The organism is Pseudomonas fragi, assembly GCF_002269505.1.
In the GTDB taxonomy this organism is placed as follows: domain Bacteria; phylum Pseudomonadota; class Gammaproteobacteria; order Pseudomonadales; family Pseudomonadaceae; genus Aquipseudomonas; species Aquipseudomonas fragi_D.
On sequence record NZ_NQKQ01000022.1, the window covers coordinates 30,014 to 46,333 of the forward strand.

A 16,320-nucleotide genomic window follows, 5' to 3' on the forward strand; every position below is an offset into this window, starting at 1 on the left:
GGCCGGTTTTTTTATGCCCGGGGTTATCAGACCAGTACGGCGCCAAGGGCTTTGACCAACTGCTTCAAGGCCATCGAATCGCCTGCAATATGCACCGGCAAGCCTTCGATTTCACGACGAATCGGGTACTGCTTGCGCAAACCGTCAAATGCCAGCTTTTGCTCTTGGACAGTACCGATCAGGCTGCGGCGAAAGTCTGCATCGTCACGGCGCGGGTCGTAAACACCACGACACAGCATGCCCAGGGCCCATGCCGGGTCGCTGTCAGCGCTCAACTCAACCTTGGCCAGCCAGGGCGCAGGCAGCAAATCGGCGAGTTTGACCTGAAGCGGTTGGCCAAGGAACTCGCACAGCGCCTGATAAACCTGCGCCGTGCCCCGCTGCTTGCCATCAAGGCTGTAGCCGGCAATGTGCGGGGTCGCCAGCACGCACAGATCCGCCAGTTCGCGGTCTACTTGCGGCTCGCCTTCCCATACATCCAGCACCGCTTGCAGATCCTCGCGGCGGGTCAGCACTTCACGCAGCGCAGCATTGTCCACCACTGGGCCGCGGCTGGCGTTGATCAACCAGGTACCCGGTTTGAGCTGCTCAAGACGCTGCTGATCGAGCAGGTGCCAGGTCGGGTAATCGCCGCTCTTGTCCAGCGGAGTGTGCAGGCTAAGCACGTCACACTGTTCGATGATCTGCTCCAGACCGACGTAACCAGCGCCCTCGGCCGCTTCACGCACCGGGTCGCAAACCAGCACGTTGAAACCCAGTGAACGCAGGACATTGACCAGCCGCCCGCCCACTTCCCCGGCGCCAACTACGCCATAGGTGCGCTGGGTCAAATCGGCGCCTTCTATTTCGGCCAGTGTCAGCAGGCTGCCAAGCACGTAATCCACTACGCCACGGGCATTACAACCCGGTGCGCTGGACCACTGGATACCGGCCTGCTGAAAGTAGTCCAGCGCCAGGTGATCGGTGCCGATGGTGCAGGTTCCCACAAACCGTACCGCGCTACCTTCGAGCAGCTCGCGATCCACTTTGGTCACCGAGCGCACCAGCAAAATGTCGGCGTCATGTACGTCTGCGCGGTTGATCTGGCGCCCCGGCAAGCGGCGTATTTCACCGAAGTCAGCAAAAAATTCTTCGATCAGCGGAATATTTTCGTCAGCAACAATCAACATGGCAGGCTCCTTTCGCGGAGTGGCAGTGTAGGCGTTGTTACGCGCAATGGGCCAGCCGGGTGTGCAGCTACTTGCGAGCACGTTTACAAAGCACCTACAACTCGATGTTTTCTGACCACTTGGTCAGGCGTACAATTGCCGGCTTTGCGCGTTAAACATTGTGGATGCACGCTTGTGAACTCTGTCACTCAAACACCCTCCAGCCTCACCGTCAGCCGTCCGGCCAGGGTGCGTACCGAAGTGCGCGCACTCCTGGCACTCGCCTTCCCGATCATCATTTCGCAAATCGCCACCACGGCCATGGGCTTTGTCGATGCGGTGATGGCCGGGCGCGTCGGGCCACGCGACCTGGCAGCCGTGGCACTGGGCAACTCGATCTGGGTGCCGGTGTTTTTGCTGATGTCAGGCATTTTACTGGCGACCACGCCCAAGGTGGCCCAGCGTTTTGGCGCCAACAGCCACGGCGAAATCGGCCCGATCGTGCGCCAGGCTCTGTGGCTGGCCCTGATAACCGGCTTGTGTGCAGCCCTGATCCTGATCGGTGCAGAACCGCTGCTGCATATGATGAAGGTCGATCCTGAACTGATCACACCGAGCATGGGTTACTTGCACGGGATCGCCAGCGGCATGCCCGCCGTAGGCCTGTATTGCGTGTTGCGCAACTTCAGTGACGGCCTGGGCAAGACGCGCCCGAGCATGATCCTGGGGCTCAGCGCCCTGGCGTTGAATATCCCGATCAACTACATCTTCATTTATGGCCATTTTGGCGTGCCGGCCATGGGCGGCGTGGGCTGCGGCTGGGCCACGGCCATTGTGATGTGGTTTATGGCCCTGGGCATGGTGGCCTGGACCTACAAGGGCGCCATCTACCAGTCGAGCAAGGTTTACAGCCATTTTGAATGGCCAAACTGGGCAATCCTCAAGCGTTTGCTCAGCGTCGGCCTGCCGATCGGAATCGCGGTTTTTGCCGAGTCGAGCATTTTTGCGGTGATTGCGCTGTTGATCGGCAGCCTGGGGGCCACCGTGGTGGCAGGGCATCAGATAGCCCTGAACTTCAGCTCGCTGGTATTTATGATTCCGTACTCACTGGGCATGGCGATTACCGTGCGCGTGGGCCAGGCCCTGGGCCGTCAGCAACCCCGCGAAGCCCGCTTTGTAGCGGGTGTGGGCATGGGCACCGCACTGGTCTGGGCGGCGATTTCCGCCAGTCTGATCCTGCTGTTGCGCGAGCAGATTGCCACCGTCTATACCGCCGATCCAATGGTGATCGAGGTCGCGACCATGCTGCTGATGTTTGCTGCGCTGTATCAGTTCTCGGACGTGATCCAGGTGACCGCGGCCGGTGCGCTGCGCGGTTATCAGGACACCCGTGTGACGATGATCCTGACCTTGTTTGCTTACTGGGGGATTGGCTTGCCGGTGGGCTACGCGCTAGGGCTGACCGACTGGTTCGGCCCGGCCAATGGCCCGAGCGGGCTGTGGCAGGGCTTGATCGTCGGCCTGACTTGCGCTGCGCTGATGCTGGGCGTGCGCTTGGCGCGCAGTGCGAAAAAGCATATTCGCCGTACCGCGTAACCTGTAGTCGCTGCCGAAGGCTGCGAGAAGGACCCCTGGGCCTTCAATATAACGGGTTGCCTCGCAACCCTTCGCAGCCTTCGGCAGCGACTACAGTTTCAGCAGGATCATCTCAATCCTGCTTCTTGCGGATCCAGTACAGGTAAGTGCCCGCCTCTTCCTGCTGGCCCACCAGTTCATGGTCCAGAAACACGCAGAACTTGGGAATGTCACGGCGGGTCGAAGGATCCGTCGCAATGACTTTCAACAAGCCGCCCGGCGCCAGGTCGCGAATGTATTGGTGCAGCATCATCACCGGCTCCGGGCAGTTCAGCCCGGTAGCGTCCAGGGTGCCGTCAACCGGCAGGTCGGTAAAACTCATCATTTACTCCCCAATCAGCGAGATTTAGGCTTTTTGACGTCCAGTCGACGCAAATGGCAGGTCACTTCTTCACGGTCGTGGTACAGCTGCTTGCAGCCGATTTCAACCTGAATGCCCCGCGCCTTGAAGCCGTCCGCAATACGGTCGAGCAAACGGCGCACTTCGGCATAACGCTGCTTCATCGGCAATTTCAAGTTGACAACCGCCTCACGGCAATGACCTTCACCGATCCACTCTTCAAGCATGGCGGCATTGCGCGCCGGTTTCTCAACGATGTCGCAGACCATCCAGTCCACGGGCTGCTTGGGCTTGAAGGTAAAACCGTCAGCCATCAGATGCTGCACCAGACCGGTGTCCATCAGGCTTTCAGCCATCGGGCCATTGTCGATGGCAGTCACGATCATGCCACGGTTGACCAACTGCCAGGTCCAGCCGCCCGGTGCAGCGCCCAGATCAACGCCGGTCATGTCGCTGTGCAGACGCTCATCCCATTGGTCGCGCGGGATAAAGTGGTGCCAGGCCTCTTCCAGCTTGAGGGTCGAACGGCTCGGCGCCTCACGCGGAAACTTAAGGCGCGGAATGCCCATCGGCCACATGGCCGAGTTGCTGGCCGACGCCAGGCCCAGGAACACTTCACGGCCACTTTTAAAGGTCAGCAGCAGGCGCGGCTTGCTGGCATCTTCCTCTTCAGTCAGTTTGCCGGCTTTGATCAGCGCCTTGCGCAGGTGGCTGTCGAACTTTTTACAGAAATTGGACAGTTCTTTGCCGTCGTTGGTGTCGACGATTTCCAGCCACAGGCTACCGCATACCGGGAAATCGGCCATGTGTTCGAGGATCACGCTGATCCGGTCGGTTTCCGGTAGCTCGACAAAGCCGCCACGGGCCCATTGGCGCGGGAAAATCAGTTCGGCAAAACGCAGACTGTTCATCAGGCGTTCGGCGCCGCCCTCTTCAGTGCACACAAACTCGGCACAGGCAGTGCTCGGCTTGGCCTTGGCGTAGCCAGACACATTAAGGCGGGCGGCGTGCTCGGCGATTTCCGAGCAGACTTCACCCTCAAACCCGGGTCGGCAGTGCATAAAAACGGTGTTCATTGAATTACTCCTGGGCAACTGGCGGGAATTGGCCGGCTGCGCAACCTTGCTTTGGAGCAAGGTGTGTCACGAAAAGGCGGGCATGATAACTGAGTTCGGAACCTGGAGCCCGTATAGACAGTCCAGTTATTAGCCAGCACCCACAATCAGGGCTAGGTTAGAAGCTCTGCTTGTGCCATGTGATCCGTCTAAAGGAGTCATTTCATGTCCTCCCTCGATAGCCTGAACACCCTCGCTACACTAAAAGTCGACGATAAGACTTATCACTATTACAGCCTTGCGCTCGCCGCCAACTCTATGGGCGATTTGAGCCAGTTACCCATGTCGCTCAAAGTACTGCTGGAAAACCTGCTGCGCTGGGAAGACGGCAAGACCGTCACCGAGCCCGATCTCAAGGCGCTGGCCGCCTGGCTCAAGGCGCGGCGCAGCGACCGGGAAATCCAGTACCGCCCTGCCCGGGTGCTGATGCAGGATTTTACCGGCGTGCCGGCAGTGGTCGACCTGGCCGCCATGCGCGCCGCCATGGCCAAGGCCGGCGGCGACCCGCAACGTATCAACCCGCTGTCCCCCGTGGACCTGGTGATTGACCACTCGGTGATGGTTGACCGGTTCGCCAGCGCAAGCGCCTTCGAGCAAAACGTCGACATCGAGATGGAGCGCAATGGCGAACGTTATGCGTTTTTGCGCTGGGGGCAAAATGCCTTTGATAATTTCAGCGTGGTGCCACCCGGCACCGGGATTTGCCACCAGGTAAACCTCGAATATCTGGGGCGTACCGTGTGGACCAAGGACGAAGACGGCCGCACTTACGCGTTCCCCGACACGCTGGTCGGCACCGACTCCCACACCACCATGATCAATGGACTTGGCGTGCTGGGCTGGGGCGTAGGTGGCATTGAGGCCGAAGCTGCCATGCTCGGTCAGCCGGTGTCGATGCTGATCCCCGAAGTAGTGGGCTTCAAACTCAGCGGCAAGCTCAAGGAAGGCATCACCGCCACAGACCTGGTGCTGACCGTCACGCAAATGCTGCGCAGCAAGGGCGTGGTCGGCAAGTTCGTCGAATTTTATGGTGATGGCCTGGCGGACTTGCCCCTGGCCGACCGTGCCACCATCGCCAATATGGCCCCGGAATACGGTGCCACCTGCGGGTTCTTCCCGGTGGATGAGATCACCCTGGACTACCTGCGCCTTTCAGGTCGCCCTGATGCCACGGTCAAACTGGTCGAGGCTTACTGCAAGGCTCAAGGGCTATGGAGGATCGCAGGGCAGGAACCGGTTTTCAGCGAAACCCTGGCCCTGGACATGGGCACTGTCGAGGCCAGCCTGGCCGGGCCTAAACGTCCGCAAGACCGGGTTGCACTGCCCGATGTGGGCCAGGCTTTCGACGATTTCATGAGCCTGCAATTCAAGCCTGCCACGAAAAAAGAAGAAGGCCGCCTTGAAAGCGAAGGCGGTGGCGGCGTGGCCGTGGGCAATGCCGACCTGATCGGCGAAGCGGACTACAGCTTTGAAGGCCACACCTATCGCCTGAAAAACGGCGCAGTGGTGATTGCCGCAATCACCTCTTGCACCAACACCTCCAACCCCAGCGTAATGATGGCTGCAGGACTGGTGGCGAAAAAAGCCGTGGAAAAAGGCCTGACGCGCCAGCCGTGGGTCAAGACCTCGCTGGCACCGGGCTCTAAGGTAGTCACCGTTTACTACAAGGCCGCCGGTCTGACTCAGTACCTCGACCAGTTGGGCTTTGCCCTGGTGGGCTATGGCTGCACCACCTGCATCGGCAACTCCGGGCCCCTGCCCGAGCCGATTGAAAAGGCCATTACCCAGTCCGACCTGACCGTGGCCTCGGTCCTGTCCGGCAACCGCAACTTTGAAGGGCGCGTGCATCCGCTGGTGAAAACCAACTGGCTGGCCTCGCCACCACTGGTTGTCGCTTATGCCCTTGCCGGCACAGTCCGGATTGATATCAGCCGTGACCCGCTGGGCACCGGTAAAGATGGCCAGCCTGTGTACCTGCGCGATATCTGGCCTAGCCAGAAAGAAATCGCCGATGCTGTGGCCCAGGTGACTACCGGCATGTTCCACAAGGAATACGCCGAAGTCTTTGCCGGCGACGCGCAGTGGCAAGCCATCGAAGTACCGCAAGCCGCGACGTATGTCTGGCAAGAGGATTCGACCTACATCCAGCATCCACCCTTCTTTGACCAGATCAGCGGGCCGTTGCCGGTAATTGCTGACGTCAAGGGTGCGAATATTCTGGCATTGCTCGGCGATTCGGTCACCACCGACCATATTTCCCCTGCCGGCAATATCAAGGCAGACAGCCCCGCCGGGCGCTACCTGCGGGAAAAAGGCGTAGAACCACGGGACTTCAACTCCTACGGTTCGCGTCGTGGTAACCATGAAGTGATGATGCGCGGCACCTTTGCCAATATTCGAATTCGTAACGAAATGCTCGGTGGCGAAGAAGGTGGCAATACGATCTATATTCCTACCGGCGTAAAACTGCCAATCTACGATGCAGCCATGCGCTATCAGGCTTGCGGCACGCCGCTGGTGGTGATTGCCGGCCAGGAATACGGTACCGGCTCAAGCCGTGACTGGGCGGCCAAAGGCACCAACCTGTTGGGAGTCAAGGCGGTGATTGCCGAGAGTTTCGAACGCATTCACCGCTCCAACCTGGTGGGCATGGGTGTGCTGCCGTTGCAGTTCAAGCTCGACCAGAACCGCAAGAGCCTGGGCCTGACAGGCAAGGAGACCCTCGACATCCTCGGTCTGACCGGAGCCCAGTTACAGCCACGGATGAACCTGACCCTGGTGATCACCCGCGAGGATGGCAGCCAGGAAAAAGTTGAAGTGCTGTGCAGGATCGACACGCTTAACGAAGTGGAATACTTCAAGGCCGGAGGGATATTGCACTACGTGCTACGTCAGTTGATTGCTTCATAGCCACACCTGAGCCTTGTGGGAGCGAGCCTGCTCGCGATTGCATAAACATGACCGAGTTGTATGCATCGCGAGCAGGCTCGCTCGCACTGGTGCCTGAATCGTTATACTTGCGCACCCCGGACTGGATCCGGGGTGTTTTTTAACGACTCCAAGGATTTTCATGATTGCTTTGCCATGGCCTTATCTGGCACTTCTCACCCTGGGCTACGGCCTTGCCCTCAGCTACGGGCAACTGGCCATTCAAACCCTCATCACACTGGCCCTGCTGACGCTCAGCGGGCTCGCCGTACTGCAAAACAAAAGCCATTACCTGCGCTATGCTGGCCACGGTCTGTTTGCCCTGCTGGCTGTCGCACTGGCCCTGCACTGGCTACCCGGCTTCCATAACGGCAGGGCCATCAGCCCGGTGCGCCTGACACCAGATGCCGTGCCGTTTTCGATGTACTTCAACCTGGACAAGCCGCTGATTGGCTTTTGGCTGCTGCTGGTATGCCCGTGGATCGCGCCACGGTTTGCCTGGCGTGTGTCTTTGCGCGCCATCGCGATGGGTCTGGCACTGGCTGCCATTGCCGCGCTGGGCGGCGCAATGCTGTTGGGCATGGTGGCCTGGGCACCAAAATGGCCTCATCAGGGCACCCTCTGGCTGTTGAATAATCTGCTATTGGTTACCCTGGTCGAAGAAGCTCTGTTTCGCGGCTACATTCAGGGCGGACTGAGCCGCAAGCTCAAGTTGCTGCCCTACGGCCAGACCGTAGCGCTTGTCGTGGCGTCGGTGCTGTTTGGCCTGGCGCATGCGCCAGCAGGCTGGCAATGGATGTTGCTGGCAGGGCTGGCAGGCATTGGCTACGGTCTGGCCTACCGCTTTGGCGGGCTGAGTGCTGCGATCGCCACGCACTTTGGGCTTAACGCGCTGCACTTCGTGTTTTTCACTTACCCAATGCTCGCCCCCTGAAGGCCCGGCGTCTGAAATATAAATTAAACAATTGCTTGAGCATGCCGACAGCCTGTCAAAGTCTTGCGGATTGAAACGACATGCGTAACAACCAGCCCATCACTCAACGCGAACGTACATTCCCCGCGCAACAACGGTTGATTTCCACGACCGATGCCAAAGGCGTCATCACCTACTGCAACGATGCTTTCAGGGAAATCAGCGGGTTTTCGCGTGAGGAGCTGATACGCGCGCCGCACAATCTGGTGCGCCACCCGGACGTGCCGTCCGCAGTCTTCGAACATATGTGGAGCACCCTGAAAAAGGGTTCGCCATGGATGGGTATCGTCAAAAACCGCTGCAAGAACGGCGACCATTATTGGGTCAACGCCTATGTAACGCCGGTTTTCGAAAACGAGCAGGTGGTGGGCTACGAGTCGGTGCGGGTCAAGCCGACGGCAGAGCAGATCCGCCGCGCTGAAGCCCTGTACTTGCGCCTCAATCGTGGCAAGTCGGCGGTACCCCAGCGCGACAAGTGGCTGCCGGTGCTGCAGGACTGGCTACCGTTCATTCTGGTCAGCCAGTTGAGCTTCATGATTGGCGCCACGCTCAATTCCAGCTGGGGTTTTGCCCTGGCAGCCCTGTTGTCGATTCCGCTGGGCCTGCTGGGTTTGACCTGGCAGCAACGCGGGGTCAAACGCCTGCTGCGTCTGGCCGAGCAAACCACCTCTGACCCGTTGATTGCGCAGATGTACACCGACAGCCGCGGCCCGCAAGCGCGTCTGGAAATGTCCATCCTGAGCCAGGAAGCACGGCTGAAGACCTGCCTGACACGTCTGCAGGACACCGCCGAGCACCTCAGCGGCCAGGCTCGCCAGTCCGACATCCTCGCGCACAAGAGTTCGACAGGCCTGGAGCGCCAGCGCGTCGAGACCGAGCAAGTGGCCACGGCCGTGAACCAGATGGCCGCCACCACCCAGGAAGTGGCCAGCCATGTGCAACGCACTGCCGACGCCACCCAGGAAGCCAACCGCCTGACCAGCCGCGGTCGTGATATTGCCGGTGAAACCCGCGAAGCGATCCAGCGCCTTTCGGTGGTAGTGGGTGAAACCGGGGCCACGGTTACACAACTGGCCAAGGACAGTGACGAGATTGGTGGCGTCGTCGACGTGATCAAGGGCATTGCCGATCAGACCAACCTGCTGGCCCTGAACGCAGCCATCGAAGCAGCACGGGCCGGTGAAATGGGCCGTGGCTTTGCCGTGGTGGCTGACGAAGTGCGTCAGCTGGCTCAACGTACCAGTGCTTCGACCGGGCAGATTCACAGCCTGATCGCCAAACTGCAGCAGACCGCCGCCACTGCGGTGCAAACCATGGACGCCGGTCATCGTCAGGCCGAAGAAGGTGTGGCGCGGGTACTGGAAGCCGACCAGGCACTGGTGGGCATCAGCGAAGCGGTGGCCAATATCACTGACATGACCACCCAGATCGCGGCTGCGACCGAGGAGCAAAGTGCCGTGGCTGAGGAAATCAGCCGCAACATCAGCACCATTGCCGACCTGGCTGACCAGACCTCAGAGCAGGCGCAACATTCGGCCTTGCTCAGCGAGGAGCTGTCGCAGACCGTGAATACCCAGTATTCGCTGGTGGAGCGGTTTAACCGATAAGCAGGAAACTCTGTAATGGCTGCCGCAGGCGGCGATTGGGGCGGCGGTGCATTCAAGCAAACGGGTTGCTCCGCAACCCTTCGCAGCCTGCGGCAGCGACTACAGGGAACTGGGCGACTTCAGCCACTGCGAAATCTTGTCCGCCGCCGCATCCAGATGCTGTTCATGGGTAAACCCCGAGGCCTTCAGCGGCTTGAGGTCATGATCAGCCGCCTCCAGCCACATCAATTCAATACCCGGCGCCAGTGTGTAGGCCTCTACCGCCGCACGGTTGCCCAATGCATCACGTTCGCCCTGCACGATCAGGGTCGGCGCCTGCAGGTCGGCCAGGTGCGCCACCCGCGGCTTTTCCGGCTTGCCGGCGGCATAGAACGGGTAACCCAGGCACACCAGCGCGTCGGCATTGAGCTCATCCGCCAGCAGACTGGCCATGCGCCCGCCCATTGACTTGCCGCCAATCGCCAATCGCCCAGCGACATGCCGTCGCACCTCGAAAAAAACTTCACGCCAGCATTCGAGCAATTTCGCCTGCTGATTAGGAGGCCTTTTGCCACCATCAAGGCGGCGCTGGGCCATGTACGGGAACTCGAACCGCAACACGCTCACCCCGCGTGCAGCAAGGCGTTCAGCCATGCCGTCCATCCAGTTGCTGTCCATCGGCGCACCCGCGCCGTGGGCCAGGATCAGGGTCGCGGATGGCTTCCCGCAGGCGCCATTCCACAGCCAGCCCCGCTCTTGCACGCACTGCGCCCATTGATCCCCGTCAATACCGGCCTTGCCTGCTACGACCATGCTTGCCTCGCTTTTAGTCTGCTTATAACTCCAGGCGTGCGTTTGACGCGCCTGAACCGTGGATGGGGAACCATGAACACTTCTACAAGTACCGCCTACAACTACAAGGTGGTCCGCCAATTTGCCATTATGACGGTGGTTTGGGGCATCGTCGGTATGGGGCTCGGGGTTTTTCTCGCCGCGCAGTTGGTTTGGCCAGAACTCAACTTCAATTTGCCTTGGACCAGTTTCGGGCGCCTGCGCCCATTGCACACCAACGCCGTGATTTTCGCCTTCGGCGGCTGCGCACTGTTCGCCGCCTCGTTCTACTCGGTGCAACGCACCTGCCAGGCCACCCTGTTTTCGCCGAAAATCGCGGCGTTTACCTTCTGGGGCTGGCAACTGGTCATCGTCCTGGCGGCCATCAGCCTGCCACTGGGTTACACCAGTTCCAAGGAATACGCCGAGCTGGAATGGCCGATCGACATCTTGATCACCATCGTCTGGGTGGCCTACGCCATCGTGTTCTTCGGCACGATCATGAAGCGCAAGACCAAGCACATTTACGTGGGCAACTGGTTCTTCGGCGCTTTTATCGTGACTGTGGCGATTTTGCACATCGTCAATAACCTGGAAATCCCGGTCAGCTTCACCAAGTCCTACTCACTCTACGGTGGCGCCACTGACGCCATGGTGCAGTGGTGGTACGGGCATAACGCTGTGGGCTTTTTCCTGACGGCGGGCTTTTTGGGGATGATGTACTACTTCGTGCCGAAACAGGCCGAACGTCCGATCTACTCCTATCGCCTGTCCATCGTGCATTTCTGGGCGCTGATCACCCTGTACATCTGGGCAGGTCCGCACCACTTGCACTACACCGCGCTGCCGGACTGGGCACAGTCGCTGGGCATGGTGATGTCACTTATTCTGCTGGCTCCGAGCTGGGGCGGCATGATCAACGGCATGATGACCCTCTCGGGCGCCTGGCATAAGCTGCGCAGCGACCCGATCCTGCGCTTCCTGGTGGTGTCCCTGGCCTTCTACGGCATGTCGACATTCGAAGGCCCGATGATGGCAATCAAGACCGTCAACGCCCTCTCCCACTACACCGACTGGACCATCGGCCACGTTCACGCCGGCGCGCTGGGCTGGGTGGCGATGATTTCGATCGGCGCGCTGTACCACATGATCCCGAAAATCTTCGGCCGCCCGCAGATGTACAGCCTGGGCCTGATCAACGCGCACTTCTGGCTGGCCACCATCGGCACCGTGCTCTACATCGCCTCGATGTGGGTCAACGGCATCGCCCAGGGCCTGATGTGGCGCGCAGTCAACGAAGACGGCACGCTGACTTACTCCTTCGTCGAAACCCTGGTGGCCAGCCACCCGGGCTATGTCGTGCGACTGGTCGGTGGTGCGATCTTCTTCAGCGGCATGTTGCTGATGGCTTACAACACTTGGCGCACCGTGCGTAACGCCGAGCCCGCTGAAGTCGTAGCCGCCGCGCAGATGGCCTGAGGAGTTGGCAATGAAACACGAAGTCGTTGAAAAAAATATCGGCCTGATGCTGTTGCTGATGATCCTGTGCGTAAGCGTGGGCGGCCTGACGCAAATCGTCCCGCTGTTCTTTGAAGACGTGACCAACACCCCGGTGGAAGGCATGAAGCCTTACACCGCACTGCAACTGGAAGGTCGCGACATCTACATCCGTGAAGGCTGCGTGCAGTGCCACTCGCAGATGATCCGTCCGTTCCGTGCCGAGACCGAGCGTTATGGTCACTACTCGGTCGCCGGGGAAAGCGTGTGGGATCACCCGTTCCTGTGGGGCTCCAAGCGCACCGGGCCGGATCTGGCCCGCGTCGGCGGGCGCTACTCGGATGACTGGCACCGTGCGCACTTGTACAACCCGCGCAACGTCGTGCCCGAGTCGAAAATGCCTGCCTACCCATGGCTGGTGGAAGCCCCGGTAGACAGCAGCCACACCGAGAAAAAACTCGAAGTGATGCGCACCCTGGGCGTGCCTTATACCGACGAAGACATCGCCAACGCCAAGCAGTCCGTGCAGGGCAAGACCGAGATGGACGCTCTGGTCGCCTACCTGCAAGTGCTGGGCACTGCCATTAAGAGCAAGAGGTGAGTCATGGTCTTGGAGATGAGTAGTGGAATGATTCGCGGCCTGGGCACCGTGGTGGTGGCCGTGGCGTTTATCGGTCTGGCGCTGTGGGTGTTCAGCCCACGACGCAAATCGGAGTTTGAAGACGCGACCTTACTGCCATTCAAGGACGATCCAGAGGCGATTCAACACGTAGAGAAAGAACAAGCGTCTAGGAGTAACAAAGCATGACCACCTTCTGGAGTCTGTACATATGCGTGCTGACTATCGGCACGCTGATCGGCCTGACCTGGCTGCTGGTCAGTACGCGCAAGGGCGAGACCAAAAGCGATACCGTCGAGACCATGGGCCACAGCTTTGACGGCATCGAGGAATACGACAACCCGCTGCCACAATGGTGGTTCATGTTGTTCGTCGGCACGCTGGTATTTGCCGTGGGCTACCTGATCCTGTACCCGGGCCTGGGCAACTGGAAAGGCCTGCTGCCCGGCTATGAGAATGGCTGGACCGGTGTACATGAGTGGGAAAAGGAAATGGACAAGGCGGACGCCAAATTTGGGCCCATCTACGCCAAATACGCCTCCATGCCCGTTGAACAAGTCGCTCAGGATCCGGCAGCACTGAAAATGGGCGGGCGCCTGTTTGCTTCCAACTGCTCGGTGTGCCACGGCTCGGATGCCAAGGGTGCTTTCGGCTTTCCCAATCTGGCCGACAACACCTGGCGCTGGGGCGGCGATGCCGACACGATCAAAACCACCATCATGGGCGGTCGCATCGCGGCAATGCCAGCTTGGGGTGAAGTCCTGGGTGAAGACGGGGTGAAAAACGTCGCCGCCTATGTACGCCACGACCTGGCAGGTCTGCCGTTGCCTGAAGGCGCCACTGTCGATCTGGCTGCTGGCAAGCAAGCGTTTGATACCACTTGCGTGGCCTGCCACGGGGCAAACGGTAAAGGCATGCCGATGATGGGCGCGCCCGACCTGACTCAACCAGCCGGCTTTATCTACGGCACCAGCCTGGCGCAATTGCAGCAAACCATTCGCCACGGTCGCCAGGGCCATATGCCGGCGCAAAACGAGTTGCTGGGCAACGACAAGGTGCAGTTGCTGGCGGCTTATGTGTTCAGCTTGTCACACGGTAATCAAGAGGAAAAAACTGCCGAATAATTACCGGACATTTCCTGCCGCATCATTTTGGTGCGGCAGTTCCCGCCTCAAAGCGCGACCAAGTGTCGCACCTCTTTATGCCCCGCCATTGCTCTCCCGCCATTCAAGACTAAGCTCAACGCTTGTGTGAGCCGGATCTATGCAGCGTCACGTCAAGTGAAACTAACCGGTAAGTTGAAGGGCAGCGTTACGGGCCACAATGGTGGGTTTGCACCGGCTATCGTGCATTACGATTTTTGCCGCGCCTTGCCCCCACCTCAACCAGCCCGCCTCGACCCCTTCACTTTTGCCCTGCATGCGGCGTTTTTGGCGAGGTCACTTTGACCTTACTTCCCGCATGGAAAGGCCGCAGAACAAGCCTTGGAAAGCATTGACCGGGGTCATGGTTCGTTGCAATAGCCCTACGCTTTATACATACTTGCGACCGATTTTTATCCTAATAAAATACCTAAACCGTGGAACCTTAGAATGAGCACAGCAATCAGCCCGACTGCTTATAACTATAAGGTAGTCCGCCAGTTCGCCATCATGACGGTGGTCTGGGGGATCCTTGGCATGGGGCTCGGGGTTTTCATCGCGTCACAGCTTGTGTGGCCTGAATTGAACCTTGGCCTCGAGTGGACGACCTTCGGCCGTCTGCGCCCCCTGCATACCAACCTTGTGATCTTTGCCTTTGGTGGCTGTGCATTGTTTGGCACTTCTTACTACGTCGTGCAGCGAACCTGCCAGACACGACTGATCTCCGATACGCTGGCCTCGTTTACCTTCTGGGGTTGGCAAGCGGTTATCGTCGGCGCGATCATCACCCTGCCACTGGGTTACACCACCAGCAAAGAATACGCCGAGCTGGAATTGCCTTTGGCTATCTTGCTGGCCATTGTCTGGGTGACCTACGGCATTGTGTTCTTCGGCACCATTACCAAGCGCAAAACCAAGCACATCTATGTCGGTAACTGGTTCTACGGTGCCTTTATTGTCGTGACGGCAATGCTGCACATCGTCAACCACGCCTCTCTGCCAGTGAGCTTCTTCAAGTCCTACTCGGCTTACGCCGGGGCGACTGACGCCATGATTCAGTGGTGGTACGGCCACAACGCCGTAGGTTTCTTCCTGACCACCGGCTTCCTGGGCATGATGTACTACTTCGTGCCGAAACAGGCCGAGCGCCCAATCTACTCATACCGCCTGTCCATCGTGCACTTCTGGGCGCTGATCACCCTCTATATCTGGGCAGGTCCGCACCACTTGCACTACACCGCGCTGCCGGACTGGGCCCAGTCGCTGGGCATGGCAATGTCGATCATCCTGCTGGCTCCAAGCTGGGGCGGCATGATCAACGGCATGATGACCCTCTCGGGCGCCTGGCATAAGCTGCGCACCGACCCGATCCTGCGCTTCCTCGTGGTGTCCCTGGCCTTCTACGGCATGTCGACCTTCGAAGGCCCGATGATGGCAATCAAGACCGTCAACGCGCTGTCGCACTACACCGACTGGACCATCGGTCACGTACACGCCGGCGCTTTGGGCTGGGTAGCGATGATCTCGATCGGCGCCATGTACCACATGATCCCCAAAGTTTACGGCCAGAAACAGATGTACAGCACCGGCCTAATCAACGTGCACTTCTGGCTGGCAACTATCGGTACCGTGCTTTACATCGCCTCGATGTGGGTCAACGGCATCACCCAGGGCCTGATGTGGCGTGCGATCAACGACGACGGCACGCTGACCTACTCGTTCGTGGAAGCGCTGCAAGCCAGCCACCCGGGCTTTATCGTTCGCGCCCTTGGCGGTGCCATTTTCGCCAGCGGCATGCTGTTCATGGCCTACAACGTGTTCCGTACCGTTCGTGCCTCGAACCCGGCAGAAGCTGAAGCAGCGAGCAAGATCGCTGTAGTTGGAGCCCACTGATGATCAAGCACGAAACAATCGAGAAGAATATCGGCCTGATGGCCTTCTTCATGGTCATTGCCGTGAGCATCGGCGGCCTGACGCAAATCGTTCCGCTGTTCTTCCAGGACGTGACCAACACTCCGGTCGAGGGCATGAAGCCACGCACCGCGCTGGAGCTTGAAGGCCGCGATATCTACATCGCCAACGGCTGTGTCGGCTGCCACTCGCAGATGATCCGTCCGTTCCGCGCCGAGACCGAGCGTTATGGTCACTACTCGGTAGCCGGTGAAAGCGTATGGGACCACCCGTTCCTGTGGGGTTCCAAACGTACCGGGCCGGACCTGGCGCGAGTCGGCGGGCGTTACTCCGATGACTGGCAGCGTGCGCACTTGTACAACCCGCGCAACGTTGTGCCTGAGTCGATCATGCCGGCTTACCCGTTCCTCGTAGAGCGCAAGCTGGACGGCAAGGACACCGCGAAAAAAATGGAAGTCTTGCGCACGCTCGGCGTCCCTTACACCGACGAAGACATCGCCGGCGCCAAGGATGCAGTGAAGGGCAAAACTGAAATGGACGCACTGGTGGCTTACCTCCAGGGCTTGGGCACCATCATCAAAAGCAAACGGTGATC

14 protein-coding genes are annotated in these 16,320 nt (G+C 59.5%); 10 read left to right on the plus strand and 4 right to left on the minus strand.

The features are described from left to right. Positions 1-26: 26 nt before the first annotated feature. Positions 27-1,169 (minus strand): 4-phosphoerythronate dehydrogenase PdxB, encoded by a 1,143-nt coding sequence (gene pdxB, locus CJU81_RS17680; RefSeq protein WP_095037667.1) that lies wholly within the window; start codon positions 1,167-1,169, stop codon positions 27-29. A gap of 174 nt (positions 1,170-1,343) precedes the next feature. Between pdxB and CJU81_RS17685 the strand changes: the two genes are divergently transcribed. Then, positions 1,344-2,744, plus strand: a complete 1,401-nt coding sequence (locus tag CJU81_RS17685) for an MATE family efflux transporter (protein ID WP_095037668.1) — start codon at positions 1,344-1,346, stop codon at positions 2,742-2,744. 112 nt (positions 2,745-2,856) lie between these two features. Here CJU81_RS17685 and tusA read toward each other — a convergent pair whose 3' ends face one another. Beyond that, the gene (tusA, locus tag CJU81_RS17690) at positions 2,857-3,105 is read right to left on the minus strand and encodes a sulfurtransferase TusA (RefSeq protein ID WP_095002746.1); all 249 of its coding nucleotides are present in this window, start codon (positions 3,103-3,105) and stop codon (positions 2,857-2,859) included. Positions 3,106-3,119: 14 nt separating this feature from the next. Next, positions 3,120-4,199, minus strand: a complete 1,080-nt coding sequence (gene rlmM, locus CJU81_RS17695; RefSeq protein ID WP_095037669.1) for a 23S rRNA (cytidine(2498)-2'-O)-methyltransferase RlmM — start codon at positions 4,197-4,199, stop codon at positions 3,120-3,122. Between the two features lie 204 nt (positions 4,200-4,403). On the opposite strand from rlmM, the gene acnA reads away from it, so the two are divergent. From acnA to CJU81_RS17710, 3 genes are all read left to right on the plus strand, one after another. After that, a complete protein-coding gene (acnA, locus tag CJU81_RS17700) occupies positions 4,404-7,148 on the plus strand; it encodes an aconitate hydratase AcnA (protein WP_095037670.1) in 2,745 nt (914 codons plus the stop codon). Positions 7,149-7,308: 160 nt separating this feature from the next. Beyond that, a complete protein-coding gene (locus CJU81_RS17705) occupies positions 7,309-8,100 on the plus strand; it encodes a CPBP family intramembrane glutamic endopeptidase (RefSeq protein WP_095037671.1) in 792 nt (263 codons plus the stop codon). A gap of 80 nt (positions 8,101-8,180) precedes the next feature. Continuing rightward, a complete protein-coding gene (locus CJU81_RS17710) occupies positions 8,181-9,746 on the plus strand; it encodes a methyl-accepting chemotaxis protein (RefSeq protein WP_095028169.1) in 1,566 nt (521 codons plus the stop codon). Positions 9,747-9,845: 99 nt separating this feature from the next. Here the strand turns inward: CJU81_RS17710 and CJU81_RS24100 are convergent, their stop codons facing one another. After that, the gene (locus CJU81_RS24100; RefSeq protein ID WP_095037672.1) at positions 9,846-10,538 is read right to left on the minus strand and encodes an alpha/beta family hydrolase; all 693 of its coding nucleotides are present in this window, start codon (positions 10,536-10,538) and stop codon (positions 9,846-9,848) included. A gap of 72 nt (positions 10,539-10,610) precedes the next feature. Here CJU81_RS24100 and ccoN (CJU81_RS17720) point away from each other — a divergent pair, with 72 nt between their 5' ends. The 6 genes from ccoN (CJU81_RS17720) to ccoO (CJU81_RS17745) all read left to right on the plus strand — a co-directional run bounded on the left by ccoN (CJU81_RS17720) (position 10,611) and on the right by ccoO (CJU81_RS17745) (position 16,318). Further along, positions 10,611-12,035 carry a cytochrome-c oxidase, cbb3-type subunit I gene (ccoN, locus tag CJU81_RS17720; RefSeq protein WP_019826669.1) on the plus strand — a complete coding sequence of 475 codons (1,425 nt, stop codon included), beginning with the start codon at positions 10,611-10,613 and terminating at the stop codon, positions 12,033-12,035. A 10-nt stretch (positions 12,036-12,045) separates the two neighbouring features. Beyond that, positions 12,046-12,654 (plus strand): cytochrome-c oxidase, cbb3-type subunit II, encoded by a 609-nt coding sequence (gene ccoO, locus CJU81_RS17725; RefSeq protein ID WP_048358477.1) that lies wholly within the window; start codon positions 12,046-12,048, stop codon positions 12,652-12,654. Positions 12,655-12,669: 15 nt separating this feature from the next. Then, complete coding sequence (locus CJU81_RS17730; RefSeq protein WP_029611342.1) at positions 12,670-12,861, plus strand: cbb3-type cytochrome oxidase subunit 3; 192 nt, start codon at positions 12,670-12,672, stop codon at positions 12,859-12,861. Next, positions 12,858-13,796, plus strand: coding sequence for a cytochrome-c oxidase, cbb3-type subunit III (gene ccoP, locus CJU81_RS17735; protein WP_095037673.1), 939 nt, complete (start codon positions 12,858-12,860; stop codon positions 13,794-13,796). The genes CJU81_RS17730 and ccoP overlap by 4 nt, the downstream gene beginning before the upstream one ends. 468 nt (positions 13,797-14,264) lie before the next feature. Continuing rightward, complete coding sequence (gene ccoN, locus CJU81_RS17740) at positions 14,265-15,707, plus strand: cytochrome-c oxidase, cbb3-type subunit I (protein WP_095028166.1); 1,443 nt, start codon at positions 14,265-14,267, stop codon at positions 15,705-15,707. Further along, positions 15,707-16,318 carry a cytochrome-c oxidase, cbb3-type subunit II gene (gene ccoO / locus CJU81_RS17745; RefSeq protein WP_095028165.1) on the plus strand — a complete coding sequence of 204 codons (612 nt, stop codon included), beginning with the start codon at positions 15,707-15,709 and terminating at the stop codon, positions 16,316-16,318. The genes ccoN (CJU81_RS17740) and ccoO (CJU81_RS17745) overlap by 1 nt, the downstream gene beginning before the upstream one ends. Positions 16,319-16,320 lie beyond the last annotated feature (2 nt).

Coding starts and splice junctions, on each gene's coding strand:
- tusA (WP_095002746.1), bottom strand. CDS start 3,105: ATGAGTTTTACCGACCTGCCGGTTGACGGCACCCTGGACGCTACCGGG.
- ccoN (WP_095028166.1), top strand. CDS start 14,265: ATGAGCACAGCAATCAGCCCGACTGCTTATAACTATAAGGTAGTCCGC.
- CJU81_RS17730 (WP_029611342.1), top strand. CDS start 12,670: ATGAGTAGTGGAATGATTCGCGGCCTGGGCACCGTGGTGGTGGCCGTG.
- ccoP (WP_095037673.1), top strand. CDS start 12,858: ATGACCACCTTCTGGAGTCTGTACATATGCGTGCTGACTATCGGCACG.
- CJU81_RS24100 (WP_095037672.1), bottom strand. CDS start 10,538: ATGGTCGTAGCAGGCAAGGCCGGTATTGACGGGGATCAATGGGCGCAG.
- pdxB (WP_095037667.1), bottom strand. CDS start 1,169: ATGTTGATTGTTGCTGACGAAAATATTCCGCTGATCGAAGAATTTTTT.
- acnA (WP_095037670.1), top strand. CDS start 4,404: ATGTCCTCCCTCGATAGCCTGAACACCCTCGCTACACTAAAAGTCGAC.
- CJU81_RS17705 (WP_095037671.1), top strand. CDS start 7,309: ATGATTGCTTTGCCATGGCCTTATCTGGCACTTCTCACCCTGGGCTAC.
- rlmM (WP_095037669.1), bottom strand. CDS start 4,199: ATGAACACCGTTTTTATGCACTGCCGACCCGGGTTTGAGGGTGAAGTC.
- CJU81_RS17710 (WP_095028169.1), top strand. CDS start 8,181: ATGCGTAACAACCAGCCCATCACTCAACGCGAACGTACATTCCCCGCG.
- ccoN (WP_019826669.1), top strand. CDS start 10,611: ATGAACACTTCTACAAGTACCGCCTACAACTACAAGGTGGTCCGCCAA.
- ccoO (WP_095028165.1), top strand. CDS start 15,707: ATGATCAAGCACGAAACAATCGAGAAGAATATCGGCCTGATGGCCTTC.
- ccoO (WP_048358477.1), top strand. CDS start 12,046: ATGAAACACGAAGTCGTTGAAAAAAATATCGGCCTGATGCTGTTGCTG.